This is a genomic window from Alteromonas sp. AWQ4_252 (genome assembly GCF_056158205.1).
This window is the reverse complement of sequence record NZ_JBSWSV010000001.1, coordinates 2,066,879-2,082,961: the sequence shown is the minus strand read 5'-3', so window position 1 is coordinate 2,082,961 and position 16,083 is coordinate 2,066,879. Positions and strand designations below refer to the sequence as shown.

16 protein-coding genes are annotated in these 16,083 nt (G+C 44.7%); 10 read left to right on the top strand and 6 right to left on the bottom strand.

Annotation, left to right across the window (positions count from 1 at the left end):
• Nucleotides 1-103 precede the first annotated feature (103 nt).
• Together glnD and dapD are read left to right on the top strand one after the other, a co-directional pair.
• Nucleotides 104-2,755, top strand: a complete 2,652-nt coding sequence (glnD, locus tag ACXACM_RS09195; RefSeq protein WP_474821256.1) for a [protein-PII] uridylyltransferase — start codon at nucleotides 104-106, stop codon at nucleotides 2,753-2,755.
• Nucleotides 2,752-3,576 carry a 2,3,4,5-tetrahydropyridine-2,6-dicarboxylate N-succinyltransferase gene (gene dapD, locus ACXACM_RS09190; protein ID WP_474821255.1) on the top strand — a complete coding sequence of 275 codons (825 nt, stop codon included), beginning with the start codon at nucleotides 2,752-2,754 and terminating at the stop codon, nucleotides 3,574-3,576. Before glnD ends, dapD begins: the two co-directional genes overlap by 4 nt.
• Before the next feature lie 45 nt (nucleotides 3,577-3,621).
• Here the strand turns inward: dapD and ACXACM_RS09185 are convergent, their stop codons facing one another.
• Genes ACXACM_RS09185 through ACXACM_RS09175 form a run of 3 tightly spaced genes read right to left on the bottom strand, consistent with a single transcriptional unit; the run spans nucleotide 3,622 to nucleotide 5,163 of the window.
• Nucleotides 3,622-4,068: a flavodoxin domain-containing protein gene (locus tag ACXACM_RS09185; protein WP_474821254.1), complete on the bottom strand. Its 447-nt coding sequence runs from the start codon at nucleotides 4,066-4,068 to the stop codon at nucleotides 3,622-3,624.
• 16 nt (nucleotides 4,069-4,084) lie between these two features.
• Nucleotides 4,085-4,846, bottom strand: a complete 762-nt coding sequence (locus tag ACXACM_RS09180) for a pseudouridine synthase (protein ID WP_474821253.1) — start codon at nucleotides 4,844-4,846, stop codon at nucleotides 4,085-4,087.
• On the bottom strand, nucleotides 4,843-5,163 hold the full coding sequence (locus ACXACM_RS09175; protein ID WP_474821251.1) for a YqcC family protein: 321 nt from the start codon (nucleotides 5,161-5,163) through the stop codon (nucleotides 4,843-4,845). Before ACXACM_RS09175 ends, ACXACM_RS09180 begins: the two co-directional genes overlap by 4 nt.
• Before the next feature lie 119 nt (nucleotides 5,164-5,282).
• Between ACXACM_RS09175 and ACXACM_RS09170 the strand changes: the two genes are divergently transcribed.
• Entirely contained in the window at nucleotides 5,283-6,341 is a 1,059-nt protein-coding gene (locus ACXACM_RS09170; protein WP_474821250.1) for a DUF3549 family protein, read from the top strand.
• On the top strand, nucleotides 6,338-6,640 hold the full coding sequence (locus ACXACM_RS09165; protein ID WP_474821248.1) for a DUF3301 domain-containing protein: 303 nt from the start codon (nucleotides 6,338-6,340) through the stop codon (nucleotides 6,638-6,640). The genes ACXACM_RS09170 and ACXACM_RS09165 overlap by 4 nt, the downstream gene beginning before the upstream one ends.
• A 955-nt stretch (nucleotides 6,641-7,595) precedes the next feature.
• Here the strand turns inward: ACXACM_RS09165 and ACXACM_RS09160 are convergent.
• Together ACXACM_RS09160 and ACXACM_RS09155 are read right to left on the bottom strand one after the other, a co-directional pair.
• Nucleotides 7,596-8,243, bottom strand: a complete 648-nt coding sequence (locus ACXACM_RS09160; protein WP_474821247.1) for a GNAT family N-acetyltransferase — start codon at nucleotides 8,241-8,243, stop codon at nucleotides 7,596-7,598.
• Between the two features lie 217 nt (nucleotides 8,244-8,460).
• Nucleotides 8,461-8,820, bottom strand: coding sequence for a DUF3192 domain-containing protein (locus tag ACXACM_RS09155; RefSeq protein ID WP_474821246.1), 360 nt, complete (start codon nucleotides 8,818-8,820; stop codon nucleotides 8,461-8,463).
• Nucleotides 8,821-9,037: 217 nt separating this feature from the next.
• Between ACXACM_RS09155 and ACXACM_RS09150 the strand changes: the two genes are divergently transcribed.
• Nucleotides 9,038-9,325 carry a hypothetical protein gene (locus ACXACM_RS09150; RefSeq protein ID WP_474821245.1) on the top strand — a complete coding sequence of 96 codons (288 nt, stop codon included), beginning with the start codon at nucleotides 9,038-9,040 and terminating at the stop codon, nucleotides 9,323-9,325.
• Nucleotides 9,326-9,366: 41 nt separating this feature from the next.
• Here ACXACM_RS09150 and syd read toward each other — a convergent pair whose 3' ends face one another.
• On the bottom strand, nucleotides 9,367-9,912 hold the full coding sequence (gene syd / locus ACXACM_RS09145) for a SecY-interacting protein (RefSeq protein ID WP_474821244.1): 546 nt from the start codon (nucleotides 9,910-9,912) through the stop codon (nucleotides 9,367-9,369).
• 97 nt (nucleotides 9,913-10,009) lie between these two features.
• Between syd and queF the strand changes: the two genes are divergently transcribed.
• From queF to ACXACM_RS09120, 5 genes are all read left to right on the top strand, one after another.
• Complete coding sequence (gene queF, locus ACXACM_RS09140) at nucleotides 10,010-10,849, top strand: NADPH-dependent 7-cyano-7-deazaguanine reductase QueF (RefSeq protein WP_474821243.1); 840 nt, start codon at nucleotides 10,010-10,012, stop codon at nucleotides 10,847-10,849.
• 33 nt (nucleotides 10,850-10,882) lie between these two features.
• Nucleotides 10,883-12,397, top strand: coding sequence for a GGDEF domain-containing protein (locus ACXACM_RS09135; protein WP_474821242.1), 1,515 nt, complete (start codon nucleotides 10,883-10,885; stop codon nucleotides 12,395-12,397).
• Between the two features lie 32 nt (nucleotides 12,398-12,429).
• Nucleotides 12,430-13,794 (top strand): nucleotide 5'-monophosphate nucleosidase PpnN, encoded by a 1,365-nt coding sequence (gene ppnN / locus ACXACM_RS09130; protein WP_474821241.1) that lies wholly within the window; start codon nucleotides 12,430-12,432, stop codon nucleotides 13,792-13,794.
• A 131-nt stretch (nucleotides 13,795-13,925) separates the two neighbouring features.
• The gene (locus tag ACXACM_RS09125; RefSeq protein WP_474821239.1) at nucleotides 13,926-14,300 is read left to right on the top strand and encodes a DUF3192 domain-containing protein; all 375 of its coding nucleotides are present in this window, start codon (nucleotides 13,926-13,928) and stop codon (nucleotides 14,298-14,300) included.
• Between the two features lie 24 nt (nucleotides 14,301-14,324).
• Entirely contained in the window at nucleotides 14,325-15,920 is a 1,596-nt protein-coding gene (locus ACXACM_RS09120; protein WP_474821238.1) for a hypothetical protein, read from the top strand.
• Nucleotides 15,921-16,083 lie beyond the last annotated feature (163 nt).

Genomic DNA, 16,083 nt, shown 5'->3' with positions numbered 1-16,083 from the left:
TTCACTTTTTCGTACATATTTATTTTTCTGGAATAATGCCCTCATTGCTGATCCATGTTATTGTGCTAGGGTTTTTTACCTTGTGCAGTTGAGAAGGCAAATTTTGAGTTTAGAAAGACTGATAGAAGAAGCTGAAAACATTACTTCAGCGCAAGACATTACTGGCATCAAACAATGTATTGCCAATAGCTATCAATGGCTGGCATCGTCTTTTGGCTCAGTGGCAGTTGGCCAACTCGTACTTGGTCGCGCAAAATTCATTGATGCTCTGTTGTCTCATATCTGGCAACTTATGAATCTTGATACTGTACCCGGGCTTGCCCTTTGCCCGGTCGGTGGTTATGGAAGAGGCCATCTTCAGCCATATTCAGATATTGACCTTCTCATCGTTAGTAGAAGAGCACTCGATAAACCTACCCAGGAAAAAATCGGCGAATTTATCACCTTACTCTGGGATATCAAACTTGATGTCGGCCAGTCTGTTCGCACGGTGAAAGAAACCTTACAACTGGCAAAGGAAGATATCACCATTGCCACTAACCTTGTAGAAAGTCGTCTGCTCATTGGCGATTTAGCTGTATTTGAAGAACTGTGGGAAAAACTCAACAGTAAGAAAGCTGTGTCATCAAAAGATTTCTTCAAGGCAAAGTATGATGAACAGAAAGCCAGACACGCGAAATTTAATGGGACAGCTTACAACCTCGAGCCCAACATCAAAGAAAATCCAGGCGGTTTAAGAGACATCCAATCTATCGGCTGGGTGGCTAAAAAGCACTTCAAAGAATACGATGGGTTCAATCTCGTCGGTCATGGGTACTTTACCGAAGAAGAACACGGTGAGCTTATCGCTTGTCGGATGCATTTGTGGAAAATGCGCTTCGCCCTTCACCTGGTGGCTGGCCGTTCAGAAAACCGCTTATTGTTTGATTATCAACCCGATGTTGCTGAGCGAATGGGCTATGGCGCAGACGGTAAAGCCTCGGTAGAGAAAATGATGCGCGACTTTTTCCGCATCATTCGTCGAGTTTCAGAGCTCAATAAAATGCTACTGCAGCGATTTAAGTACGATATGCTCAATCAAGGCGTCAAAAGCGAAGTTCCTGTAAACGAGAAGTTTCAGCTTACTGATGGCATGATTTCCCCTCTTAGCAAGAACGTATTTGATACGCCTGAAGACATTCTCGATTTTCTGAAGGTCGTGGCGGACACGCCCTCCGTAAAAGGCCTCGATACAGATACAATTCGGCAGTTGCGAAATGCCAGACGTCGCTTCGAAAATAACTACTATGTTGAGCGCCAGGGTTGCAGAGAACGCCTGATGGTGCTGTTCCGCCATCCTCACTTTTTCGATTTTGGCTGGGACATAATGCATGAGTACGGCATTCTCGAATGTTATCTGCCGGAATGGGATAAAATCGTCGGCATGATGCAGTTTGACTTGTTCCATGCCTACACGGTGGATGAACATACCCATCGCGTTGTCAAAAACGTCAATCATTATTTCCAGCCTGAAAATATCGAATTTCCCCGCTGCGGGCGTATCGTAAGAAATCTGGACAGACCTGAAATCATTTATATTGCTGCCGTTTTCCACGATATTGCCAAGGGCCGTGGCGGTGATCATTCTGAGCTTGGGGCTTTGGATGTGGCGAAATTTGGTAAACAGCATAATTTGTCCGATGCCGACACTGCGCTTATAACCTGGTTGGTGGAGAATCACTTATTAATGTCTGTGGTTGCCCAGCGCAGGGATATATACGATCCGGATGTGATTAATGAATTTGCCACCATTGTCCGAAGTCATACACACTTAAATCTGCTGTATGTTCTGACCCTGGCTGATATTCGAGCCACCAATGACAATCTGTGGAATGACTGGAAGTCTTCGCTACTCAGGGAGTTATACCTGATGACACAGAAGGCACTGGATAATGGCCTGCAATGTCAGGTCACCATGGACGAACGTGTAAAAGAACACAAACAAACCGCCAGGTTAATTTTAGACGCCCAGGGGATCAGCGAAGAGCATGCACAAACCCTGTGGCACCGACTTGATGACGATTACTTTGCGCGCTTTAAACCCGCTCAAATTGCCTGGCATACCAAGGAAATATTGGAAGGCTCAGCCACAGTATTAAAAGACAACCCAGATGCACTTGTAGTTAAGGCTAACGACAACAGCGCGAAAGGTGGCACGGAAATACTTATATATGGCCGTGACAGAAAAGCTCTCTTTGCTCAGGTTGCGTCGGTGATTGATAGCCGTAATTGTTCAATTCACGATGCACATGTCACTATCACCCGCGATGGGTTTGTATTCGATAGCATACTTGTTTTGGAAAATGACGGAAGCCGTCTGAATGCAGAAAATCGCACCCGTAGCCTTGAACAAGCAATTGTTGAACAATTAGCAAAACCCGGACGCTCTCATGATAATAAACGAAAACTTCCCCGGCAAATGCGACAACTGGATGTGCCAACGAAAGTTCGGTTCTTTTCATTAAACGAAGAGAGCACCCTTATCGAACTTGAAGCTCTCGACGCACCAGGCATACTAGCCAAAATAGGTCATGCATTTGTTGACGAGCACGCAGTGCTGAAATTGGCTAAAATTGCGACCATTGGCGAGAGAGCAGAAGATATTTTTATCGTCAGCAATGAAGCTGGCAAAGCATTAACCCACGAACAACAGGTTAGCTTGAAAAAGCGCATACTGTTTAAACTAGACCAACTTGAAGACATCAACATATCATGAATGATTTAAAAGCCATTATTGAAGACGCCTTTGAAAACCGCGATGCCTTATCGCCTTCTTCAGCCCCGGATGAAGTGAGAAAAGCGGTTGCCGAAGCTATAGATCTCCTCAACAGCGGCAAAGCCAGAGTTGCAGAAAAGATCGCAGGTGAATGGGTTGTTCACCAATGGTTGAAAAAAGCGGTATTATTGTTTTTCCGCTTGCACAATAACGACATAATCGATGGCGGGGAGACGCAGTATTTTGACAAAGTCCCTCTGAAATACACTGATTACACAGCAGAGCAGTTTGCAGCAGATGGCGTGCGTGTTGTGCCACCAGCAGCAGTTCGTACTGGTTCTTATGTAGGAAAAAATGTGGTCGTCATGCCTTCCTACGTAAACATTGGTGCATTTGTCGACGAAGGTACCATGGTCGACACATGGGCAACCGTTGGCTCTTGTGCGCAAATTGGTAAAAATGTTCACCTCTCCGGAGGCGTAGGTATAGGTGGTGTTCTGGAACCTTTGCAAGCCAACCCGACAATCATCGAGGACAACTGCTTCATTGGTGCCCGTTCAGAAATTGTTGAAGGCGTGATCGTTGAAGAAGGCGCTGTAATTTCAATGGGTGTTTATATATCTCAAAGCACCCGGATTTACGACCGTGAAACTGGCGAAGTGACCTACGGTCGTGTACCAGCAGGCTCTGTTGTCGTGTCTGGTTCTCTGCCTAGTAAAGACGGTTCACACAGCCTCTATGCTGCGGTAATTGTGAAGAAAGTAGATGCGAAAACCCGTGCAAAAGTGGGTATCAACGCCTTGTTGCGTGGCGTTGAATAACGCGTTTTTAAATTGGTAAGCGCGAACAGAAGTTCGCGCTTATTGTCACGCAAAATTGTGCTTAACAGTCTCTATAAACTCGGTCACTGGCTTTTCCGGCTCAAAACACTCCATCGCATCCACTTCCAACAGTGCTGCCAGCGGTTTTCCCTGCAATTCAGTCAATAACTCAAACCACTGTTTCCCAGCTGCGCAATAGGTATCACCATAACTACTGTCTCCTAACCCCGCTACTGCAAAGGGTTTGCCATCCAGCACTGGAAATTGTTCTTTTAGATCTAAAAACAACATTTCTAGATTAGGTGGAATGTCGCCTTGTCCGGTTGTTGAGGTAATGACCAAGACTCCGTCGGCTTCGGTAACGTCAGTCAATTGAGGATCTTCGCACACCTCGCAATCGATACCCTCTTTGGCCAGCACTTCTTCAGCCATTTCTGCAGCGTGTTGCGCATTGCCATACACACTACCCACTAATATCTTTACTCCCGCCATTTCAACCTCTTACCTTCTATGTTTTAAACTCAACAGAATAGCTTGCAATATCAGCCAACAAACGAGCAAAATCCTTGTGTGGCTGTGTACGAACAGACAAAACTTCGTTTGTTATAGGGTGATTAAATGTCATACCTGTACAGGATAAGGCCAGATGTCGAAATCCCAATTCTTCCCTGGCAAATTTGTTTTGTTTACCGTCCCCGTGGGTCGTATCACCAATGATGGGATGACGCAAATGTACAAGATGCCTGCGCAACTGATGCTTGCGGCCAGTAAAGGGGCGTAATTTCACCAGGGTATAGCGCGCCTCGGAATATCGTCCCACAGAAAAAGGCAGCCTGTAGTTCGTGACGGCGCTGTATTCAGTTGATGCATCTTGCGGTTCAACAGGTTTTACTCTATTGGCATCAGCGTATTTGTCTGCTTTAAAGCGCAGTGCATAATCAATGAGCCCAGTTCCCTTGAGCCATCCTCTGGTCAGTGCCATGTATTCCTTAGCGACTTGTTTAGCCATCATGGCTTGTCCCATTTTACTGGCAGTTGGCCCGTCGAAGGCGAAAACCAGTACACCTGAAGTAGGCCTGTCCAGGCGGTGAACGGGAAAGACATGTCGACCCACCACATCTCTTAATTTCTGCACAGCAAATTCAGTCTCTCGTTTATCTATGGGACTTCGGTGTACTAAAAGGCCCGGAGGTTTATCCATCACAACGAGATAATCATCCTGATACAAAATACGCACATCGTCTGTAATGTGCTCAGTGACATCACTCATTGTTTTGCATTGTCTCCAACCGTATTATCCAATTCTCCTAACACTTTCAGCAAATCAACATTATCTGCATGATAAATTTCAGCCATGGGTTGCAGCGCCATTGATCCGGGCAAAGAAAGTCGCTGAGAAACGAGCAAGCGCATTCGCGGTAGAAAAATAAACTGTAGCCACTGTTCAAATAAAAGTGTGTCACAGGCGAAGGGCTGTTGACTACTAAGCGCCTTTTCGTCAGGCGTTTCATCTGACCACAAACCACTTTGAACTAATATATTTTCTAAGCGACTTAATAGCCCCTCAAGCCTAACGTAAGATTCCATAAACCCTCAGTACACTAACACCGAACAGCAATATAGTACCATGCCACTGAATGCGGTGGTCAAATACCAGCGACCTCGCTATCATAACGCCTTTTATCAGCTACGGACGTAAATAGCTTATGTCAGGCAGTCATCAGCACGCTATCACTACACTCAGCGAGTTTTTACTCCATGCTGGGACAAATTTCCAGTTCTTCGATCTCGGTCGTGGCGTCCACTTAATGGATTCCCAAGCTTTTTTAGATTTAGAAAACGGTCTTGCTCCCTGCCCCCGCCCCAGACAACAACACGCGTGGTTTGCCATAGTATTTTGGTCTGGAAAGCCGGTTAAACAGCATTATATCTGGTTTGTGAAGTTTCCCGTGGATGAGCGCGGTTTGCTGGTCGTTGCTGCCCGCAACCATTTTTTACAAATTATTGTCGATGCACTGGGACAAAGTGTGGAAGGTGAAAAAGCTGAAACATTGCCTGACAACCCCTATTCGTTTGTTCCTCCTCAATCTCAAATGGCCCAATTTAGTGCCATCACCAAAGCACATCTGTCATTACCGTTAAGCGAGGGCGTGTCAGCTGTAGAGCAATATATAAATGCGCCTGCAATAACAGATTGGCGACAGCTCTCTATTCAGTCAGTGGCTGATTTTTCTATTGCTGTTAGCAATGGCCAATATGACGACACGATACAAAAAAACCTTAAGCTGTTTCAGCACGACTTTGCTAAAACACTGCTTGAGAGTTTTGAAAATATTGATCTGAGCACATCGTTGAAGATGTTTTTACGTACATTTATAGCCGAAACAATGACGACTTCGCCATCATTGGCTCTGGCGGGTTTACGGGCCGTAACTACGCAGGAAAAAGATCCTGTCGTGAGGGATATACTCACAACGCTTATGGCCACTCCTCAATTGGACATCAACACGTTAAGTGTCATAGCTGGCAGACATTATCACCAATTGGGTGAAGCGCATCTTGTGACATTTTTTGAACACGCAGCGAGGTTAGATGAGAAGGAAGCATTTTCTGGCAAGCTATTTGCCGGTTTCTTCTCCGACCTGGTGCAAATTCCCGCAATCAGAGTGAGTGTGTTGAACGTGCTGCGTTCTCCTCAACGGAGTGAACTTCTTGCCCGCGCTTTCGGCCTTCTTTTCAATCAGCAAGGTGGCGCACAACAATGACCTTAGCTGAACTTTCTTTAACCCTCTTAATAGGATTTATTGGCATTCAATTTTGGCGGATACGAGGTATTTCCGAATCTGCGTACCAACACATAAATCGTTATTGCGAAATGCACCAATTGCAATTGCTAACGCTTGCAAGGAAGTCGACCAGGCTCACTTTTAAATATGGAAAGCCAGACTGGCATTCTGAATTTCAGTTCGAGTTTTCGGGAAATGGGGAAGACCGCTATATCGGCGATATGGTGTTGATAGGTAAAAAAGTGTTACGCACCCAGTTGCCACCATATCGGGTGTAACAGACCGAAGACTGCCAGAGTATAAATCGTGGGTAAACCAAGAAGAAGCTGACGCAAACAAAAAAGCGGTGACCTGTGTCACCGCTTTTTGTAAATTTTGAGCTTCCGTCTCAGCGTTCCTTTGCGACTTTCACCGTCCAGATAAAAATCCCTATACGCCCCTTTCCATCTAAATCCCGCGTCATCCTGAGCGGGCTACCCGAGTCCATGAGTAGATCCCTTTCCTTTTATCCCTTGAAACTCACACAATCCTACGTGTGATATTCCTCAGTCCTGAGGTTGTCCTGTTGAACCTTCCTGGCTCTCATCCCTTTCCCTTAATCCTGTAAACCACCCATCCCTGTTGTGGTATTCTCCAATCCTGGAGTTGTCCTAGTGCACCTCCGGTGCTTCCTATGTCCCTTTTACTGTCTCCCTGACAGTATGCTTCATTCCTGAAGTTGTCCTGGCAGCCTGCCTGGCCGCATCCCTTTTCCCTTGTCCTTTGATATCAGTTCTTCCTGAACTGACATTCCAATCCTTTGGTTGTCCTTTGGGCTTCCTTGCAAATCTTCCTGACTCGTCGTGTATCCCTGTGACATGATTAATATTACGGGAGCTAAAATTTCTTGCGATACACTTTTTTAAAAAAAATGAGGGGAACTCGATAGTGAAAATAACGTCTAAGCAAAAAGTATAATGAAAACAATAGCTTTATACTTTGGTATAATAAAAACGTCATAAAACTAGTCACTATTTCGCACGTGTTTGTAAGACATGTCTTACAAGCATTTAATCCGGTCGCTACCTTATTACATTTTTGATTATGAGATCATATACGTTAAATGTGATCGACGCTCCTTTCATAAATTTGATTTTTACGACGATCAAACAGACAGAACTCGCCTGCCCTGAATACGACCACTAAACGCGAGGGCTGCTTATCCTGCTAAATGTGCAGTACATCAATACCAGATTACGAAAGGGGTTTAGGTTTAAACAAAATGTCACCGCTAACCTTAGATACGGTTAGCGTTGTAATATGCTGATACATACCATCCTGGAAAAAGCGAAGATATTTGGGCACGCTGACGAATACGCCCACGCCTTCGCTAGTACTATCCTCGTTGACTATGCTGTCAATTGCATTCATTAGAATATGCCCTAGACCCACATGCTGATGAGACGGGTGCACCGCAATGAAAGAAACCATGTGATAAGCATCTGCTGGCATGCTATTTCGAATTTTCTCTTCTTTTTCTACCATGGCTTTGGTACTGAAATAGCCAGCTGTTAACAGCATTTTCAAACGCCAGTGCCAGAACCTTCCACTGGTAAAATCGTTGTTGGGTTTGGTCAAACACGTGACTGCAAGCAAGCGGGTATTATCGAATAATCCCACCATAGGCTGTTCTGCTTCCCAAAACGCATCGAGCTCTTCCCTGATGGCTGCGCGCAACCGTCCTTCATACCCTTCTCTTTCCGCCTGAAAGATGTCCATAAACAAAGGGTCGTCGAAGTATGCGTTGTACAAAATAGATGCCGCTACTTTGAGATCATCAGCGGTAAGGAATATGGCTTGAATGTTCTCAGGCTTTATCCTTTCATCGATAGCATTACTCATTGCGGTATCTCCCTGGGAAATTAACTTATCATTGTTAGTATTGCAGAAATAATTAGCTGTACAAATTACAAACCAAATTGTTAAAACAAAGTTAACAGCTTTTTTGGCTAATGTCGAAATACCTGAGAAACCGAGGGTGAAAGGTTGAAGCAGGAAAGTAAAGCGAGAAGAAAGGAAAGCGGGCTCGAAATAATACAAGCCCGCTATTTAACTAATATTATAAGTATTGATAAGCGCTATCGCCCCACCCTACTAACATGCCATCCTTGAATACCAGCGGCGTGCATTCATCTTTTGTTGTCATGCCATCATCCATTTTCCGCTGAGTGCGGTAGAACAAGATTCGGTATGCATGTCCGCTTTTCTCTACCATCTCATTGAAGTCGGCAACGCCCATCTTTCGAACGACTGATTCGTAGGTCATGTTATTTTCTAACTGAGACACATGTTTACGGTTGTTGTATTCCCGATCTTCCCAGTCAGAAGAATAATGACTATCATCTCCTCCCACAGAAATAACGCAACCAGACAGTGTTAAAGGGGCTAGCATAGCGAGGGCGATAACGGCGTGTTTCATATTCGTTTCCTTTGATCAAAATTTTAGTTTTAGTCATTTTGGAATAAGCTAATCAACTTCCAGACCAACTTTTAACTATATGTTTTTAAAAGGAAATCAAAAAACAGGTCTAAGTAGCACCGCTACTTTTTAGTTAGAATTACTATTATCTGGCTTTCTTAACCAATTTATAATCAAATGACCTGGCTACTACTGTGTGCCAGCTACAGGATAAATTATGTCAGACTCAGATATTGTTCAAAAGCTTGTGATGATATGCCATCAAATGGAAAATGCCGGAGTCACTCCAAGTGTAGGGCTGTTAAGGAATAAAGCCCCATTTAAGGTATCAGTTACACAGGCTATCGATGCGATAAAAAACTACAACAGCAGCCGTAAGAAACCCGTCTCGGAACCTGCTATGGCAGCTAGTAATAGTGATATGGCTTCCCTTGAAAAACGGATAGCACAATTGGAGGCTGCGGTACAAATTTTAGAACAACGCTTGGCGAATGACAAAGGGTGAAGTTGGGCCAATTTTTTACCTGGCCCATACATAGTACTGGGTTAATGAGGCTCAAGTGATGCAATGAATTCAGCCAGATTGGGAGCGAGTACACATTCAGGGTTTTTGCCTACTCGCTCCAGAACCACTTCGCCCGTCTGGTTCTCTAAAGAAATTATGTAATCATCGTCCTGCGTAAGGGCAAAAAACAAGGTGGGAGCCTGTTTAAGACGTTGTTTCATGAGGACATGACCGATCAAGTTTTCCTGCAGCCTGAGAAAATCTTGTTCGCTACAGACCTGAAGCAATTCACATTCGCCCTGGCTGGCGACCGCAGGTAAATGAAAACTGTAGTAAGAAGAAAAATATGCGCAAAAGTCACTATGTATATTTAAAGAAAGCGCGTCTGACATATCTGCAAATGTACCAGCAGGAGATTGCTTCACAGGCCGCCACTGTACTGGTTTTCCATTCTCTGCTTTCTCCTGATAACAAGGAGAAGGCCATTCATCATCGTACTCAATTTGCAATAATTCCTTTTTTTCTTGTCCTAATTTCAGGAATTTATCGATAAATACATCTAAACTTTGTTGAACATGAAGGGTCATTTATGGCGCCTTTTGGTTTACACTAAGGGTAATTATTCAATGATTCCAATAAAAAAGGAATCGGAACACCCTGTTTTTAAGGTTACTCGTTAGTACAATGACAGACAAAACAACTTTCGAAATTCCTTCCCACCTTAGTTTGGGCAAGGCAGTAGAATATGAAACAGCCTATAGCCCTTCATTGTTGCAAGCGGTACCAAGGAGCCTAAGCCGTGAAACCTTGTCCCTTCATAACGAGAACCTGCCCTTTACCGGCGAAGATATATGGACCGGATATGAGTTGTCCTGGTTAAATAAAAAAGGTAAACCACAAGTTGCCATACTGGAATGCAGAGTGCCCGTCACGTCGCCTTCTCTTATTGAATCGAAGTCATTTAAGCTTTACCTCAACAGCTTTAATCAGACTGCTTTCGCATCACCAGAGGAAGTGGAAAAAGTACTTCATGAAGATTTATCCCGATGTGCCGGTAGTCATGTGTCCGTTAGCGTTGTATTGCCATCATCTTTTTCCTCTCTAACTATGGCGGAGTTAGCCGGTGAAGTCATTGATGACCTGGATATTACTGTTGACCGCTACACGCCAGATAGCAGCTTACTCTGTGTTGGAACTGAGTTAGTTGAAGAAACGCTGGTCAGTCATTTGTTAAAATCAAATTGTCTTATTACCAGCCAACCTGATTGGGCGTCCATACAAATTCGCTATGCAGGGCCAAAGATTGATCATGCATCCCTGCTAAAATATCTCATTGCATTTCGCCAACACAATGAATTTCATGAACAGTGCGTGGAACGAATTTTCTGTGATATCAACCGGCTTTGTTCACCGGAAAAGCTGACCGTTTTTGCCCGGTATACTCGCCGCGGCGGCCTTGACATTAATCCTTTTCGCTCTAACTTTGAGCAAGCTGGTAAAAATGTTCGCGTGGCGCGTCAATAACACCTAAGCTTTTATTTTTTCGTCAGGAGCATCATGAACGACAAACAAATAGCAACGCTATCCGGATTCAATGAGTTGCTTTCTTCGTTTATTATTCGGCTAAGTGCTTTTTATGAAGGCTTATCAGCAGATACCGACAATGAACTGAAAGTACTTCGCGGACATCTGTCGGGCAAACCGGATTTCACCTTGGCAACGGTGAGTATCAACAAAATTCAGGGCCTTATTCAGCACGCTGATATATCCATAAAAAAACACGCACAACTCAGTATCAAAACTATCGAGAAAACCGTTAAGCAACATCAACAGGCTTTCGCGTCTGACCCGGTGATTCAGAAGCAATCAGCTCAATTGCTCATGGCAGCTCAACAGCCCATTTCAAATATATTTGAATTACAGTCGTTGTGTATAAAAGCCATTACACTGTTTGGTTCGGTTTCTCCTCAACCCGTTGAGAGTGATAATAGCCAATCCGCAACCCCATCAAACGACGACGAAAAAATGCAAGACAAGTTATTCAGAGAAATCCAATCTGAACTAACACAGCTTGTAGATAGCTATGACGGAAAGATGCAGGCAGAAGCGCGTTTGTCCGATTTAAAGACTAAACTGGTTTCTCCCTTATCAGAAAAAGAGCTCCTCGAAGCGTGTATTGCTATTATCAGAATGGTGGTAAGCGATGCCATGCGGGAAGCGTCACTGAGTGGTAAAATGATAAACCACATTCATCGAGCACTGGGCGGGCTTAGCGATGATGTTGATACCAGTATTCAGTCTTCTGTGTCGGCATTTGAGGCGCGTAAAAAACGCGACGATGAATTTGAGGTCCATCTTCATGATATGGAAGGGGTTGTACGGGAATCTGATTCCTTAGAAAAACTCAAAGCAGAAGCCAAAGCCAAAATAGATGCCCTTTCCAGCGCTGTTAAAAATAAAAAAGCAGAGGATAATGAAGATCAACAAGCGTTGATGTCTTTATTGAGTGGCATGCAGCAACAAATGAGTGCATTGCAAAAGCAAACTCAGCTGTATCGACGTAAACTCGCTGAGCAAACCGCGTTTAGCCACACCGATCCTCTGACACGTCTACCAAACAGACTGGCTTACAATGAGCATTTTGCCAAAAGCTTTTCTAAGTTCAGTGAGAATGGAAAAAGCTTATCTTTAGCAGTGGTCGATATTGACTATTTTAAGTCGATTAATGACAGGTTTGGTCACCAGGCGGGCGATCGCACACTGCAAGCTGTTGGTCAACATCTCAAGAAACAACTCGAAGAAGATGAATTTATTGCTCGCTGGGGAGGGGAAGAATTCGTGATCATACTTCCCAAAACGAGCATAAATGCCCTCGCACACCGCTTAGAGGAAATGCGTGCCTCCCTCGCCCGCTTACCCTTTAAGTTCAAGAGTGAAAAAGTCACTATTACAGCTTCCTTCGGTGGTACATCAGTACGTGAAAACGACGAACAACAAACTGTTTTTGAGCGAGCGGATCAGCTGTTATACAAGGCCAAGGAAAATGGTCGGAATCGCGTTGAAGTAAATTAATGCCAAGACTAGGCATTGCCAGGACACAAGCTATGAACAAAGTGCAGTTAAACCCGGTAGGCTGGATGAGTCAACTGTCCCAGGTGGAGGTTGCCAAATTACAAGACACGACTAACAGCGAACTGTTCAATGTTTTCAGACGATGCTGCCTTGCGGTGCTCAATAGCGGCGTCGATGAAGACAATTTTGAACTTTTATTCGCCCCTTACGACGATTTTGATATTCGACTTATCCGTCGGGAACGAGGGGTTAAAATTGAATTGGTTAACCCTCCGGAAGTCGCTTTTGTTGATGGTAAACTCTTAAATGGTGTGCATGAGCATATTTTCGCCGTGCTGCGCGACCTGCTTTTCATGGGTAACAAATATGCTTTTGTTCATCAGCAGGCCCCTACTGAAAGCAATGCCATAACGGATATGGTATTTGATATGCTAAGGCATGCTCAGGCTCTGGAAGGCAATGATGAATTGAATACTATTGTGTGCTGGGGCGGGCACTCCATAAGACAACACGAGTATAAATATACCAAAGAAGTGGGCTACCAACTTGGCCTGCGGGAAATGAACATATGTACCGGTTGCGGACCAGGCGCAATGAAGGGGCCAATGAAAGGAGCAGCTATCGGGCATGCCAAACAGCGCTACAAGAAAGGGCGCTACATCGGTATCTCGGAACCCAGTATTATTGCTGCAGAGCCTCCTAACGCTATAGTTAATGAACTCATAATTATGCCTGACATTGAAAAGCGTTTGGAAGCTTTTGTGCGGCTTGCCCATGGTATTGTTATATTTCCAGGTGGCGTCGGTACCGCAGAAGAACTGCTGTATTTACTTGGTATTTTAATGAACGAGCGCAACGCTCAGCAACCTTTCCCCGTTGTACTTACAGGCCCTTTGGAATCGAAGTCCTATTTTGAAGCTATTGATGATTTCGTAGGCGCCACCTTGGGTAAAGCTGCACAAGAAAAATATCAGATAATAATAGACGATCCCCCCGAAGTAGCGCGCACACTCCGGGCTGGGTTGAACAAAGTGGAAAGCTTTCGCCGGGCCATGGGCGATGCTTTCAGTTTTAACTGGTCATTAAAAATTGAAGAAGCCTTCCAGGTTCCCTTTATTCCAACTCATGGCTCTATGGCATCGCTTCCTCTGATATCTGATCAACCTGCAAGTGATCTGGCGAAAACGTTACGGCACGTATTTTCAGGCATAGTGGCCGGAAACGTAAAAGCCGAAGGTATAGCAGAAATAAAGAAACATGGGCCGTTTAAATTGAGTGGTGAGTCAGCGCTAATGAAACGCATTGATATGCTACTGGAATCGTTTGTCCATCAGCAACGTATGAAACTACCGGGTGCTGAGTACGAGCCCTGTTATGTCATTGAAGCAAAGCAGTAAAGTTTACTAAATTAAGGTAAATCCGCCTTTTTGGGAGTGACATTTATTAAAGTTTGTTACGATTTTGTCGTTCCTTCGCTTATCACTTTTAAGGTACACTGTACACATAAAGTGGAACATAGTGATGAAGGATGAATAGCAAGATTGCAAGGCTCGTTTTTCTTGGTGTCGGCGCATATGCATTGTTTGTATTTTTGGTCATGTCTTTTTATCCGGACAAGCCCGAAAATATGGATTGGCAAGACAGAGAGGAATATAACAAAGTTCAGATCACTAAACTTCGCTTGGGTTCAACCCGGGAAGAAGTGCTTGCTCTGTTGGGTTCTCCGGATATCACTGAAGCAAAGATGGAATCTGGCACTACCATTCAGGTGATGTTCTATCGCACCCAGCACGTTCGCGCTGACGGCCTTACCACACAGGATGAATGTACACCTCTGCTGTTTGAAAACAATCAGCTAATTGCCTGGGGCGATGGCGCTTACCAGAGTTATCTTAAGTCTTAACGCCCGATTTTCGTGAAAGGTAATATGGATGGAATTACTCATTCTGCACAACAAGCACAGCACGCTTTGTTGCAGGAGGCTAATTCGTCTGGCATGCAAAGAGCGGAAGAGCTAGCGTCTGCGCTCCTCTCGGTGGGCAAAAACAACCCCGATTCACTGCTAGCGTTATCCCACCTGCCCGGCGACAATAATCTCCCCCCTAATTCAGCCTTGCGTCAAGCATGCCTGATGGCCTTTATTGGTATACTCCAACAATACAATGATCATTACCTTCTTCATCTTATAACCGCGACTTTCTGTGTTACTACTGTCTCCCGTTCAGAGCGCGCATTACAGCTACAGCGATCACTTTGGATGCAAAAAAAACGTCTGCTTTTTACAGAAATTAGTCGTCTGAGTAAGCTAGCGAGCCACAACAACCCGCTTACTTTTTTACGACTTCCCACCCTCACGGTAGAACAGCGCTGGTACATTCTAGTTGTGGCGATGAGCAACAACCAAACCCACAAGATAGGTGAGGTGTTGAGACAGGCCATGCCATATCTTCCTGTCCATCAGAGACAAACCTTCACTGTACTGTTGCACTACCCTTTAGATTCCATGCCAGGGAGTAAGGTGATTTACAAGCAGCAGCAGGGTATTCTAATTAACCACCTATCGTTAGACAGGGCACTCGTCTGGTTGCCCAAAAATAGAGAATTTGCAGATGTTTTACTCTCAAAGGCCCAGGTTTCTTCGGGCACAAAGCTTACTCTCTCTCAATGGGAAGAACGTCTACATCAGTCTCAGATATCTGCGCTTGCCACAAAAAGCCTAAGTCCGCGAAGCTATCCGGTAAGTAAGTTACCAGCAGATTTAGCTTCTATTATCAGCATGCTTCAGGACCAGGCTCTGGACATCAATAAATTGGTGTCGGCACTGAACAATCAGCCCGACCTGGCCGACTTTCTTAAGCAGATGGCTGGTCAGGAAAATCGATTGCGCATCGCAGTGAGTGACGTAAAGCAAGCAGTCATGACATACGGCCTGCAACGCCTGGCGGATATGCTGGTCTTACGTGCACTCACTCAGCGATTACAGCAGAAGGGGTTTCCCTTACTCCTCACTTGCAACCGTGTGTGCGATGTCATTGCCAGTATAGCGAGTAGGCTGGCTGAAATTAGTGCAGTTTGTTCATTAACCCCTCAATGTGCAGCGCTTTTAACCACATTTTCTGTGGCACCGTTATATTCTGTCCCCGCTCTAAAAACACGAAAAAAATGGCCGATGAGCACAGGCCCGGCATATCGTCTCGACAGGTTCGCCAAAGACAGTAATGGCACATTGCAGAAAATGGCGGTGACACTGGCTTCTCAATGGCAGCAACCACCGCTTTATCAAAGTATTATTTCACACAGCAATTTGTTCCCTGCTGACATTCCCCAGCGGATAAAAGCTGACACGGTTATCTTAGGCATGAGCCTGCTATTGACCAATCAATGGTTGTTCAACGGAATAAGCCACGAAAAAGATGATCTCTATTACCGCACATCACTTAAAATATTGCAGGTGTCAGACGCTGAAATTCTTTCATTACGTCGTGATATTTGCCCATTGCTGTGGCTTCCTATGGCAGAATAGAAACGAAAGGATTATGATGAACATTCACCGCATTTATGTTCTCGAATAGCCCGCCTCCTGTCACATCAGACGCGATTACGTTAAAATATACCCAACCACCGGGATTTTCTATTCTCTGTATACTACGCTTACTACGTATAAAACTAGCCGTATGCAATCCGGT